Origin of the sequence: Inquilinus ginsengisoli (assembly GCF_031453975.1) — a bacterium.
GTDB classification, from domain to species: Bacteria; Pseudomonadota; Alphaproteobacteria; order DSM-16000; family Inquilinaceae; genus Inquilinus; species Inquilinus ginsengisoli_A.
Genome location: NZ_JAVDPW010000010.1, coordinates 304,696 through 317,136 on the forward strand (window position 1 = coordinate 304,696; position 12,441 = coordinate 317,136).

Here is a 12,441-nt window from a genome sequence, read left to right on the forward strand (position 1 = left end):
ATCCCATTCATGGAACTGTAGCGCAGCCGTGACGAAAGAGGAAATGCCCGCGCCGTCGCATCCGTTTCGGATATGACAGCCAGCCGCGCACGGAACCCTTTACACGGGCGGATCGCTGGGGTAGACACCCTCCCGCCGGCTGCTGGGGGATCGTCTAGTGGTAGGACAGCGGACTCTGACTCCGCCAGCCTAGGTTCGAATCCTAGTCCCCCAGCCAAACACCCGGTCATTGGACCAGAGCCCCGCCCCCAGCGGGGCTTTCGCTTTTCCGGCCCATCCCATTCCAGAGCTTGACGCGCGCCCCGCCCGGTGGCGCTGTGGCGCAATGCGATTGCTCCTGGTCGAAGACAATGCCGAGCTGGCGGAATGGCTCGCCAAGCTGCTGCGGCGCGACAACTACACCATCGACTGCGTCGCCGACGGCGAGGACGCCGACCATGTCCTCAGCGTGCAGGACTACGACCTAGTCATCCTCGACCTGACCCTGCCCAAGCTGGACGGGCTGCAGGTGCTGCGGCGGATGCGCCGCCGCGGCAGCCGGACCCCGGTGATCATCCTGACCGCCAATGCCAGCCTGGATGGCCGCGTCACCGGGCTGGACGAGGGCGCCGACGACTATCTGGCCAAGCCGTTCGAGATCGCCGAGCTGGAGGCGCGGATCCGGGTCCAGCTGCGCCGGGCGCATGACCGGACCAGCCCGGTGATCAGCTGCGGCGACCTCTCGCTCGACACCAATCTGCGGCAGTTCCGCCTGGGCGAGCGCGCGCTGCTGCTGACCCCGCGCGAGCATGCGGTGCTGGAGCAGCTGCTGCTGAAATCCGGCCAGACCGTCAGCAAGACCAAGCTGTCGGAGAGCGTGTTCGGCTTCGACGACGACGCCGACCCGACCGCGATCGAGATCTATGTCCACCGCGTGCGCAAGAAGCTGGAGGGCGGCCGCGTCCGCATCGTGACCCTGCGCGGCCTGGGCTATCTGCTGCGGCACGAGGATCCATGAGGATCAAAAGCCTTCGTCTCGAACTGCTGCTGTGGCTGATCGTGCCCCTGGCCGGGGTGGTCGCGGTCAATGTCTGGACCACCTATCGCGGCGCGGCGGCGACGGCCGACCTGGTGACCGACCGCATGCTGCTGGCCTCGGCCCGCGCCATCGCCGAGCAGACCCGGGTCGACCGCGGCGTGATCGAGGCGCTGATCCCGCCGGTGGCGCTGGAGATGTTCGCCACCGGCAACCAGGACCGCGTCTATTACCGCGTCCAGACCGCCGAGGGCCGCCTGCTGACCGGCTACCCCGACCTGCCGCTGGCGACGATGACGGCCGAGGGCGAGGACCCCGCCGCCCTGGAGCAGCCCTATCGCGACGAGGCGCTGCGGCTGATCGCCATCAGCCATCCGGTGGTCGGCGCCGGGGCCGCCAGCCCGGTCGAGGTCGCGGTCGGCGTCACCCTGCACAGCCATGCGGCGCTGGCCCGGCAATTGTGGCTGCGGGCGCTGGGGCAGCAGAGCCTGCTGCTGCTGGTGGCCGGCATCCTGGCCCTGATCGGCCTGGCGCGCGGGCTGACGCCGCTGCTGCGGCTGCGCAACGCCGTGCAGCGCCGCCGCCCGGACGAGCTGACGCCCTTCGCCGTCGATTCGGTGCAGACCGAGCTGCGGCCCCTGGTCGGGGCGCTGAACCACCTGATGGAGCGGGTCGAACGGCAGATGGCGGCGCAGCGCCGCTTCGTCGCCAATGCCGCGCACCAGCTGCGCACGCCGCTGGCCCTGCTGAACACCCAGGCCAGCTATGCCCTGCGCGAGCCGGCGGAGCCGGCCCGGACCGAGGCCCTGACCGCCCTGCAGCGCAGCGCCGGCCAGCTGGCGCATCTGGCCAGCCAGCTGCTGACGCTGTCGCGCGCGGCCCCCGGCAGCCGGCGTCCGCGCCATGACCGGATCGACCTGCACGACCTGGCACGCCAGGCCCTGGAACCCCTGGCCGGGCTGGCGGTGGAGCGCGGCATCGATCTGGGCCTCGACGGCGATCCCGGCATCGCCGTGCGCGGCGACGAGACCATGCTGCGCGAGGCGGTGGTCAACCTGGTCGAGAACGCCCTGCGCTACGTCCCCGCCGGCGGGGTGGTGACGGTCGCCGTCGCGGCCGAAGGGGCCATGGCGCTGCTGCGGGTCGAGGACGATGGCCCGGGCATCCCGGCCGCCGAGCGCGACCAGGTGTTCGAGCGCTTCTATCGGATCCTGGGCACCGAGGGCGCCGGCAGCGGCCTGGGGCTTGCGATCGTCAAGGAAATCGTGGAGACCGCAGGGGGCACGGTGCGCCTGCGCGACCCTGCCAGCGGCCACGGCCTGGTCGCGGAGATCCGCCTGCCGGCGGCGGAAGACGGAAGGGATTGATCAGCGGATGGACGATATCTCGCAGCGGGCCCCGGCCAGCCCCGTGCCCTACTTCTCGCAATGGGAATCGCCCGACCGCGCCGAGGACATCCTGGCCGGCCGGCTGCCGCTGGCCGAGGATCCGAACTGGGCGAAGTCCGGCGCCACGGACGCGGCGGACTACGCGCGCTGGGCCGACCACATCTGCGGCATGGCCTGCCTGAAGATGGTGCTGGCCGCACGCACCGGCCGGGCGCCGCCACTGCTGGAGCTGGCCCGCGGCGCCACCGCCCATGGCGGCTACGTCGTCGAGGGCGAGGCGATCAAGGGCCTGATCTACGCCCCCTTCGTCGCCTTCGTGCGGGCGGAGTTCGGCCTGTCCGCCCAGATCGTCACCGGCATCACCGCCCGCGGCATTCCCGGCATCCTGCGCGGGGCGCAGTTCTTCATCGCCTCGGTGCACCCGTCGATCCGGCGGCCCGAAACCGAAGCGCCCGCCAAGGGCGGGCACCTGGTCCTGGTCCATGGCTTCGAAGACGGCCGGCTGGTGTTCCACAACCCGTCGGGCCACGACCGCGCCGCCCGCGAGGCCGTGGCCCTGCCGGTCGAGACCTTCGACCGCTTCTTCGCCGGCCGGGGCATCGCCATCCTGCCCTGAGGGAGATGGCACTGCCCCGGCGCGCTGCGACTTAGGCGTGCTCGTTGAAGGGCGCCGGGCGCCACTTCACCAGCCGGTTCTCGACGATGGTGATGAGGTACTCCACCCCCAGCGCCAGCACCGCGAGGATGATCATCGCCGCGAACACGCCGTTGGCGTTGAAGGCGCCCTGTGCGGTCGCGATCAGCAGGCCGACGCCGTGCCGCGCGCCCAGGAATTCGCCGACCACGGCGCCGACCAGGGCGAAGCCGAAGCTGACATGCAGGCTGGCCAGGATCCAGCTCATCGCCGAGGGGATCACCACCGAGCGGGTGATCTGGAACGAGGAGGCGCCGAGGATCTGGGCGTTGGCGATCATCGCCCGGTCGGCCTCGCGCACGCCCTGGAAGGCGTTGGCGAAGACGACGAAGAACACCATCACCACCGCCAGCGCCACCTTGGACGGCATGCCGAGGCCGAGCGCGATGATGAAGATCGACCCCAGCACCACGCGCGGCACCGAATTGGCGATCTTGATGTAGATGCTGAACACGTCGGCCAGCAGCTTGTTGCGGCCGAGCAGGATGCCGCAGGCGACGCCGCCGGCCACGCCGATGGCGAAGCCCATGGTCGTCTCCTCCAGCGTCACCAGGATCTCGTACCACAAGGGTCCCTGGGAGGTGCCTTCGGTGATCCAGGTCCAGATCTGGTCGGCGATGCCGGACGGCATGGCGAAGAAGAACGGGTCGACCCAGCCGGCCCGGGTGGAAATCTCCCACCCGCCCAGGGCGACGACCAGGATGGCGATGCGCAGCGTGATCACCAGCAGGCGGCGGCGGCGCATCCGGGCCTGGATGCCGGCTTCGATCTCGGCGGCGGTCGGCACGGCCGCACCGCCATGGGTCGCGGTGATGGTCATGGTCATGTCTCCTCCCCCTCCGCCCTAGTGGGCCTGGCCCATGGCGCGCTGCTGGCCGATCTGCACTTCCTCGCGCAGGTCGTCCCAGATGACGCGGGCGATCTCGATGAACTCCGGCTCGTAGCGGATCTCGCTCATCACCCGCGGCCGCGGCAGGGCGATGTCGTAGACCGCCTTCACCGTGGCCGGGCCCGCGGTCAGCACATAGACCTTGTCGGCCAGGGCCACCGCCTCCTCCAGGTCGTGGGTGACGAAGATCACCGAGGCGCCGGAGCCGGACCACAGCGCCAGCAGCTCGTCCTGCATCAGCGTGCGGGTCTGGATGTCGAGCGCGCTGAACGGCTCGTCCATCAGCAGGATCTTGGGTTCGTTGATGAAGGTCTGGGCCAGGGCCACGCGCTTACGCATGCCGCCCGACAGCTGGTGCGGATAGTGGCCCTCGAACTTGGACAGACCGACCCGGGCGATCCAGTCGCGGGCCCGTTCATAGGCGGCCTTCTTCTTCTCGCCGCGGAACAGCGGCCCGGCGGCGACGTTGTCCAGCACGCTGCGCCACGGGAACAGCGCATCGGCCTGGAACACGAAGCCGATGCTGGGGTCGATGCCGGTGATCGGCGCGCCCATCAGCCGGACCTCGCCGGCGCTGGGCCGGGCCAGGCCGGTGACCAGGTTCAGCGTGGTTGACTTGCCGCAGCCGGTCGGGCCGACGACGCAGGCGAATTCCCCCCGCCCGACAGTCATGTTGAAGTCGCGCAGCGCGGTCAGCATGCGGCCGTCGGGGGTGACGAAGCGGCGGCTGACATTGACCAGCTCGATCGCCGGCGCCAGGCCCGGGACAGGGGCCGGGCCGGTGGCGGCGGGAGAAACGGACAGGGACATGGCGGACTCCATGCGCAGCCTCATCCTGTCATCCCCGCGAAAGCGGGGATCTTCAAACGGTCAAGCCGTCGAAGAGATTCCCGCTTTCGCGGGAATGACGGGGAAGAGAATGGGCGGCGACTGAGACGTCGGTGGGAGAGCGGCCGGGCGGATCGCTCAGGCGATCACGCCCGGCCGGAACGGATCACTGGGCGGAGCCGAGGGTCTTGGCCGCCGCGTCGACGAATTCCGTCGTGTAGGTCTTGGACAGGTCGATCTCCTTGCCCTGGACGTTCTTGCTGAAGGCCTGCAGCACCTTCAGCACCGTCTGCGGGCCGCCATCCGGCATGCGGCCGTCCGGCGTGAACATCGCCTTGCCCTCGGCCAGGCCGCGGACATAGGAGTCCTTGTCGCCGACGTAGTAGTCCTTGGGGATCAGGGCCGCGATCTCCTCGGCGCTGTGGCTGGAGATGTAGCGCAGCGTCTTGACGAAGGCGTTGGCCAGCTTCTGGGCCTCTTCCTTGTGGCTCTCGGCCCAGCTGGACTGGACGTAGAAGGACGCGGCCGGGTACGGGCCGCCCAGGGCCGCCGCGGTCTTTTCCGGCGTCCGCATGTCGACCAGGATCTTGGCGTCACCGGTCTTCAGCAGCTGCCCGATGGTCGGCTCGGTGGTCATGCCGGCGGCGATCTGCTCCTGCTTCACCGCGGCGATGAAGGTGTTGCCGGCGCCGACCGGCAGCAGCGTGTAGTCGCCCGCCTTCAGCCCGCCGCGCACGGCGAGGTACTGGGTCAGGAAGTCGGTGGAGGAGCCGAGGCCGGTGACGCCGAGGGTCTGGCCCTTGAAGTCGGCCGGGGACTTGATCTGGTCCGCCAGCTTGGACGAGACCATCTCGACCTCGCCCGGGGCCTGGCTGAACTGGACGATGGTCTGGATATACTTGCCCTTGGCCTGCAGGTCGACGGTGTGGTCGTAGAACCCGACCACGCCCTGCACGGCGCCGGCGATCAGCTCGTTCTCGGCCTCGACGCCGGCGCGGCTGTTCAGCAGCTCGACGTCCAGCCCCTCGTCCTTGAAATAGCCCAGCTGCTGGGTCAGCACGGCCGGCAGGTAGATCTGTTTCTCCATGCCGCCGACGATGATGGTGATCTTGTCCTCGGCCAGGGCCGCACCGGACGATGCCAGCACGGCGCCGAAGGCGATCGCGCAGGCGAGGCTTCTCGAATGATGGCGCACCATCGTGTCTCCTCCCGATCTCTCTTGCGGCCCTGGACCACCCGGGGCCGGCGCTGCCCCGGGGTGGCAGCCGAAGCCGGCCCCGAGGCGCGATGGCGACACGATGACGGCGCGAAGCTTTCAGTCAGCTTTCATACGATCGGGATATCGGATCGGCAACGATCCACCCGATCCGGCAGGCGGATCGTTGCCGAAGCCCGGTCAGACGGGCGTCTCGCCCTTCAGCAGCGCCGCGATCTCGGGATGGCCGAAATGTTCGGCCCAGCCGAGCGGCGTGCTGTCATAGGTGCGGTCGCGCACCGCCGGGTCGGCGCCGCGCGCCAGCAGTAGCCGGGCGCCGCGCAGGTCGTTGGCCCAGCCGGCCGCCATGTGCAGCGGGGTGACGTCGGCGGTGTCGCCCCAGGCGACGCGGCGGTCGATATCGGCCCCCTGCCCGACCAGCCACTCCACCGTCTCCGCCCGATGGCTCAGCAGCGCCCAGTGCAGCGCGGCCCCATTGTGGGGCGCCGCGTCGATGTCGGCGCCGCGGGCCAGCAGCGCCGCCATCGCCTCGATCCGGCCGCTGCGCGCGGCCCAGGTCAGCGCCTCGTCCAGGATCTCCTGCGGCGCGTCGGTCATGTGCCATTCCGGAAAGCCACTGTGCGGCCGGTAGAAGCCGCGATGGTGCCCCGCCTCCGGCCGCAGCGCCCCGGTCCCGTCGAAGAACAGGTCGATCAGATCGATCCGGCCGAGCCCGGCGGCGATGCGCAGGTTCAGCGGCGCGACCACCTCCGTCGCCAGTCGTTCGGCCATCACCGTGTGCCCCCAGAACAGCGCCACGGCCAGCGACGTGCCGCCGCCGCCATAGGCCTCGGCCTCGACCGATCCGCCGGCCGCGATCAGCCGGTCGAGCAGCGCCAGCCGCGCCTCGCGGTCACCGCGGCCGCCGCCATAGGCGATGTCGTGCAGCGGCCCCCAGCCCTTGTCGTTGGCGAGATTGGGATCGGCGCCGGCATCGAGCAGGTCGTTGGCCTGATCCAGCCGGTTCATCGAGATGGCGAGCATCAGCAGCCGGTTGCCGTTGGTGCCGCGGGTGTTGACCAGATCGGGATGCGCCGCCAGCACTGCGGCCAGCGCCGCACGGTCGTCGCTGCGGATCGCCTCGAAGGCCGTGCGGAACGGTTCCTCCGCCCGCCCCGCCTTTATCGCCTCGATCCGGTTGGCGAAGCCGGCCCAGTCGGCAAAGCCATGGGCGCGGGCGACGATCAGCTCGGCATCGGCCTCGCTCAACTCCGCGGCCCGGATCTCCGCCTCCGACACTGCGGCGAAGCGGGGATGGAAGCGCTGCACCAGCCGCAGCGATCCGGCCTCGCCGGTGCGGTGGTTGCTGCGGATGCCGGCGGCGCGGTCGCGGTAGTATTGCAGCTCGGTCTCGAACGGCCGGGCGATCTCCGGCGGGCTTCCGGCCAGATGGGCCTGCAGCTTCGGCCAGCTGGCGAAGCCGTATTCGCGAGCGATCACCCATTGTGCATCGCTGAGCTTCGCGGCGGCGGTGATCTCGGCATCGCCGCGATGGGCCAGCCGGGGATGGCTGTAGCGGATGCGGGCCAGCGCCTCGGCGCTGCCGGCGCGCAGGGCCTTCAGCAGGTCCTTGGCGCGCTTCTTCTGTTGCTCCGGATCGGGCGAGGCGGGCAGGTCCTGGGCATAGGGATGGGGCATGACGCTCCTCCTTTCACACGCCCGGCATCCGCATCATCGGGCAGAAAGAAGGATCGACGCAGCTCTGCGTTCGTCTCTCACAAGGGGGCGCTGCCCTTCCCGCGGACCGGATGCGTCTTGCACGCGGGCCGAAGGCTATCCCGCCTGATAGCCCGTCGCAACTGGATGTTGCCCTGCGGCCGCGTCCTCGCCATGGTGCGCGGTCACCATGACAATCCGGTTCCGCCGTGCCCCTCATCCGCCCGTCCGTCCCCGCCGACCTGCCGGCGATCCAGGCGATCTACGCCCATCACGTGCTGACCGGCCTCGCCTCCTTCGAGGAGATCCCGCCGGACGTGGCGGAGCTGGCGCGCCGGCGGCTCGACGTCACCGGCCGCGGCCTGCCGCATCTGGTGGCGGAGGTCGACGGAACGGTGGCGGGCTTCGCCTATGCCGGGCCCTACCGCAGCCGGCCGGCCTATGGCTACAGCGTCGAGAACTCGATCTATGTCGCCGCCGACATGACCGGGCGCGGCATCGGCCGGGCCCTGCTGCAGCGGCTGATCGACCTGTGCGCCGAGGCCGGCGCGCGGCAGATGGTGGCGGTGATCGGCGACAGCGCGAACACCGCCTCGATCGGGCTGCACGAGGCGATGGGCTTCGCCTGCACCGGCCTGCTGCCCTCGATCGGCTTCAAGTTCGGCCGCTGGGTCGACAGCGTGCTGATGCAGCGGCCCCTCGGCGAGGGCGACAAGACCCTGCCGGAGAGCTGAGCCGCCGCGCTCAATGCGCGGCGACGAAGTCCCCGATCAGCCGGTTGACCTCGGCCGCGGCTTCCATATGCACCATGTGGCCCTTGCCATCGAAGCGGTGCACCGCGATCGCCGCCGGCAACCCGTCGGCATGGGCGGCCGGCAGGATGGCGTCCGCGGTGCCCCACACCACCTGGACCGGCACCTTGAGGGTCCCGAGCCGGTCGCGCAGCGACACCGCCTGGCGGCCGCCGGGGAAAACGCTGCCGGCGATCGCCTTCAGCGCCGCGTCGACCCCGTCCAGCCGCTTGTATTTGAGCACGTCCTCGACCAGGTCGCGGGTCACCAGCTCCGGGTCGGCGAACAGCGCCTCGAGATGCGGCTTCAGGTCCTTGCGCTTCTGCGCCGTGATGAAGCCGTCGATGTAGCCGCCATTGATCTCCGCCCCCAGCCCGGCCGGGGCGATCAGCGTCGCCGATGCCACCCGCTCGGGCGCGTCGAGCGCCAGGGACAGCGCTACCGCGCCGCCCAGGGAATGGCCGACCAGATGGGCCCTGGCGATGCCGGCGGCGTCCATATAGGCCAGCACCGCGCCGGACAGCGCCGCCAGATCCCCAGCACCAACATCCTTGCTCGATCCGCCATGGCCGGGCAGGTCGATGGAATTGACCGATCGACCGGTCAATGCTGGCTGGGTGAACAGCCAGTTGTTGAGGTCGCCGCCGAAGCCGTGGATCAGCACCACCGGCGTGCCGTCGCCCTCGCCCGTCACCAGCGCCCGGATCGCCCGGCCGCCGGCCTGGACGATCTTAGGTTCCGGCGGCGGGGCCGCGCTTTCGGCCGCTGCCGCGGCCTCGGCCTGGAACGCTGCGATGAAGCGGTCGAGCTCCGCCTCCGCCACCTCGCCCTCGACCACGACGCCGAGCAGGGCGCCGACCGGCAGGGTCTGCCCCTCCTCCGCCACCCGCCGGCGCAGCGTGCCGGCGACCTGGGATTCCAGGGCGTTGGTGATCTTGCTGGTCTCGATGTCGACGATCTCGGTGCCCGGCTCGATCCGCGCGCCTTCCGCCGCGGTCCAGGCGGCGAGCAGGCCCTCGGTCATCGCCAAGCCCCATTTCGGCATGGTGATGGGATGAATCGTCCCGCTCATTCCGCGGCCTCCCGCCGGCCCGGCGCGCCCATCACCGTGCGCACCGCCGCCGCCACCTTGTCGGCATTCGGCACGTAGAGGTCTTCCAGCGCGGCGGCGAACGGCACCGGCGTGTGCGGCGGCGACACCATCTTGATCGGCGCCTTCAGGCTGGCGAAAGCGTGGTCGGCCACCTGGGCGGAGATGTCGGTCGCCATGTTGCAGCGCGGGCTGGCCTCGTCCACCACCACCAGCCGCCCGGTCTCCTCGACGCTCTCCAGGATGGTGTCGAGGTCGAGCGGCGAGGTGGTGCGCGGGTCGATGATGGTGCAGTCGATGCCTTCCTTGGCCAGTGCGTCAGCCGCGGCCTTGGCCATCTGGACCATGCGGCCGATGGCGACAATGGTGACGTCCTCGCCCTCGCGCACCAGGTTGGCCTCGCCGAAGGGGATGGTGTAGGGCTCGTCCGGCACCTCCTCCTCCATGTCGTACAGCACCTTGTGCTCGAAGAAGATCACCGGGTCGTCGTCGCGGATCGCCTGGATCAGCAGGCCCTTGGCCTCATAGGGCGAGGACGGGATGACGCATTTCAGCCCGGGGATGTGGGTGAACAGCGGGTACAGGCACTGGCTGTGCTGGGCCGCGGCGCGGAAGCCGGCGCCGTACATGGTGCGGATGGTCAGCGGCGTCACCGCCTTGCCGCCGAACATGTAGCGGAACTTGGCGGCCTGGTTGAAGATCTGGTCGAAGCAGACGCCCATGAAGTCGACGAACATCAGCTCGGCCACGGGCCTGAGGCCACTGGCCGCCGCGCCGGCCGCGGCGCCGATGAAGGCGCTTTCGGTGATCGGGGTGTCGAGCACCCGGGTCGGGCCGAACTCCTTGTGCAGCCCCTTGGTGACGCCGAGCGGCCCGCCCCAGGCGTCCTGCTCGCCCGGCGCGCCGGAGCCGCCGGAGACGTCCTCGCCCATCAGGATCACGCGCGGGTCGCGCCGCATCTCCTGGGCCAGCGCCTCGTTGATCGCCTGGCGGAAGCTTTTCTTGGACATGGCCTGCCTCCCTCAATACGAGACGTAGACGTCGGTCAGCAGATCGGCCGGGCCGGGCACCGAAGCGGCCTTGGCGTCGACCACGGCGCGCTCGATCTGCTGCTTGATTTCCGCATCGATGGCGTCGAGCTGCGCGCCCTCCAGCAGACCGGCCTCCGTCACCCGGTTGCGGAACATGTCCAGGCTGTCGCGCTGGGCCCGGATGGCATCGACCTCGCCGGGCGCGCGATAGGTCTGGGCATCGCCTTCGAAGTGGCCGTAGTAGCGGTTCAGCTTGACCTCGATCAGGGTCGGGCCGCCGCCGGAGCGGGCGCGGTCGACCGCCTCTCGCGCGGCCTCCCACACCGCGAAGAAGTCGTGGCCGTCGACCTGGATGCCGGGCATGCCGAAGGCGTGGGCGCGGTCGACGATGTCCTGGCAGCTGACCGAGAACTTGCTCGACGTCGCCTCGGCATAGCCGTTGTTCTCGAACACGAAGATCGCCGGCAGCTTCCACACCGTGGCCAGGTTCAGCGCCTCGCAGGTGGTGCCCTGGTTCGAGCCGCCGTCGCCGGTGAAGGACACGGCGATGCCGCCGGTGCCCAGCGTCTTGGCCGCCAGCGCGGCACCGCAGATCAGCGGCGGGCCGCCGCCGACGATGCCATTGGCGCCCATCATGCCCTTCGACAGGTCGGCGATGTGCATCGACCCGCCCTTGCCGCCGCACAGCCCGTCCTTGCGGCCGTAGATCTCCTTCATCATCGCCGCCGGATCGCAGTCCTTGGCGATGCAATGGCCGTGGCCGCGATGGGTGCTGGCGATCGAATCCCGGTCGGTCAGGTGCAGGCAGACGCCGACGGCGCTGGCCTCCTCACCGGCATAGAGGTGGACGAAACCCGGAATGTCGCCGGTGGCGAATTCGAGATGGACCCGGTCCTCGAATTCGCGGATCAGGCGCATCTGTCGATAGGCACGCAAAAGGTCGTCGCGACTCAACTGCATGGCCGTTCCTCCCGTTGCGGATTCTGTATCCGTCAACCCGTTGCGGATCTTGTTGTCCGGCAAGAAGCCTAGCCTGTGCCCGTCCGGGTTGGGAACCCGTCGCGTTGCGGCCTACGCCTTTGGTCGAATGAATGCCCCTCCGGTCACTGCCCGTTGGGCCGGATCGTCAGCTCGACCCGGCGGTTGGCCTGGCGGCCGGACGCCGTGGCGTTGCTGGCCTTCGGCATGCTTTCGCCGCCGCCGCCGATGTTGATCCGGGGCGCGTAGACGCCGCGAGAGGACAGGTAGTCGGCCACCGACCGCGCCCGGGCCTCGGACAGCCGCTGATTGTACTCGGCCGAGCCGGTGTTGTCGGTGTAGCCGACCACGTTGACATAGGTCTGGGTGTATTGGTTCAGCGACGCCGCGACATTGTCCAGCGGGCCATAGAAGCCCGGCCGGATGGTGGCGGAATCGGTGGCGAAGGTGACATCGCCCGGGATCTCCAGCACCAGGTTGTCGCCGCGCCGGTTCACGCCGATGCCGCTGCCGGCCAGGTTGCGCCGCAGATCGGCCTGCTGCCGGTCCATGTAGTTGCCGATCGCGCCGCCGGCGAGCGCGCCGATGCCGGCGCCGATCAGGGCCCCCTCGCCGCGGTTGCCGCCGCTAACCAGGGCACCGATGCCGGCCCCGGCCAAGCCGCCGACGGCCGCCCCGCCGACGGTGTTCTGGTAGTTGGGGTTCTGGCAGGAAGCCACGGCCCCCGCCAGGCCGAAAACGAGCAGCGAACGACGGATGCGCATGATGCCCTCTCTCAGGAAGTCCGGTGCGACGGTCGCCGGCCTCGGGGGATACTCGGCCCCAA

Annotated in this window: 12 protein-coding genes and 1 tRNA gene; 5 read left to right on the forward strand and 8 right to left on the reverse strand. The window is 70.1% G+C overall.

Annotated features, from left to right (window positions below; translation table 11 throughout):
• Positions 1 to 143 precede the first annotated feature (143 nt).
• The 4 genes from E9232_RS27680 (at position 144) to E9232_RS27695 (ending at position 3,019) form a co-directional block, all read left to right on the forward strand.
• Positions 144 to 217: transfer RNA gene (locus E9232_RS27680), tRNA-Gln, on the forward strand.
• A gap of 108 nt (positions 218 to 325) precedes the next feature.
• Positions 326 to 997: a response regulator gene (locus E9232_RS27685; RefSeq protein ID WP_309799632.1), complete on the forward strand. Its 672-nt coding sequence runs from the start codon at positions 326 to 328 to the stop codon at positions 995 to 997.
• Positions 994 to 2,382: a sensor histidine kinase gene (locus tag E9232_RS27690; protein ID WP_309799634.1), complete on the forward strand. Its 1,389-nt coding sequence runs from the start codon at positions 994 to 996 to the stop codon at positions 2,380 to 2,382. Before E9232_RS27685 ends, E9232_RS27690 begins: the two co-directional genes overlap by 4 nt.
• Positions 2,383 to 2,389: 7 nt before the next feature.
• A complete protein-coding gene (locus E9232_RS27695; protein WP_309799636.1) occupies positions 2,390 to 3,019 on the forward strand; it encodes a cysteine peptidase family C39 domain-containing protein in 630 nt (209 codons plus the stop codon).
• Positions 3,020 to 3,050: 31 nt separating this feature from the next.
• On the opposite strand, the gene E9232_RS27700 is transcribed toward E9232_RS27695, so the two are convergent.
• From E9232_RS27700 to E9232_RS27715, 4 genes are all read right to left on the reverse strand, one after another.
• Positions 3,051 to 3,917: an ABC transporter permease gene (locus tag E9232_RS27700; protein WP_309799638.1), complete on the reverse strand. Its 867-nt coding sequence runs from the start codon at positions 3,915 to 3,917 to the stop codon at positions 3,051 to 3,053.
• Between the two features lie 24 nt (positions 3,918 to 3,941).
• Positions 3,942 to 4,796, reverse strand: a complete 855-nt coding sequence (locus E9232_RS27705; RefSeq protein WP_309799640.1) for an ABC transporter ATP-binding protein — start codon at positions 4,794 to 4,796, stop codon at positions 3,942 to 3,944.
• Positions 4,797 to 4,980: 184 nt separating this feature from the next.
• Entirely contained in the window at positions 4,981 to 6,012 is a 1,032-nt protein-coding gene (locus E9232_RS27710) for an ABC transporter substrate-binding protein (protein WP_309799642.1), read from the reverse strand.
• 198 nt (positions 6,013 to 6,210) lie between these two features.
• Positions 6,211 to 7,707, reverse strand: coding sequence for an ankyrin repeat domain-containing protein (locus tag E9232_RS27715; RefSeq protein WP_309799644.1), 1,497 nt, complete (start codon positions 7,705 to 7,707; stop codon positions 6,211 to 6,213).
• A 227-nt stretch (positions 7,708 to 7,934) separates the two neighbouring features.
• Between E9232_RS27715 and E9232_RS27720 the strand changes: the two genes are divergently transcribed.
• Positions 7,935 to 8,459, forward strand: coding sequence for a GNAT family N-acetyltransferase (locus E9232_RS27720; protein ID WP_309799646.1), 525 nt, complete (start codon positions 7,935 to 7,937; stop codon positions 8,457 to 8,459).
• Positions 8,460 to 8,469: 10 nt separating this feature from the next.
• On the opposite strand, the gene E9232_RS27725 is transcribed toward E9232_RS27720, so the two are convergent.
• The 4 genes from E9232_RS27725 to E9232_RS27740 form a co-directional block, all read right to left on the reverse strand.
• Entirely contained in the window at positions 8,470 to 9,588 is a 1,119-nt protein-coding gene (locus tag E9232_RS27725) for an acetoin dehydrogenase dihydrolipoyllysine-residue acetyltransferase subunit (protein ID WP_309799648.1), read from the reverse strand.
• The gene (locus E9232_RS27730) at positions 9,585 to 10,616 is read right to left on the reverse strand and encodes an alpha-ketoacid dehydrogenase subunit beta (protein ID WP_309799650.1); all 1,032 of its coding nucleotides are present in this window, start codon (positions 10,614 to 10,616) and stop codon (positions 9,585 to 9,587) included. The genes E9232_RS27725 and E9232_RS27730 overlap by 4 nt, the downstream gene beginning before the upstream one ends.
• Positions 10,617 to 10,628: 12 nt before the next feature.
• Positions 10,629 to 11,597 carry a thiamine pyrophosphate-dependent dehydrogenase E1 component subunit alpha gene (locus tag E9232_RS27735; RefSeq protein WP_309799652.1) on the reverse strand — a complete coding sequence of 323 codons (969 nt, stop codon included), beginning with the start codon at positions 11,595 to 11,597 and terminating at the stop codon, positions 10,629 to 10,631.
• A gap of 143 nt (positions 11,598 to 11,740) precedes the next feature.
• Complete coding sequence (locus E9232_RS27740) at positions 11,741 to 12,379, reverse strand: YiaD family glycine zipper/OmpA-like lipoprotein (RefSeq protein ID WP_309799653.1); 639 nt, start codon at positions 12,377 to 12,379, stop codon at positions 11,741 to 11,743.
• Positions 12,380 to 12,441 lie beyond the last annotated feature (62 nt).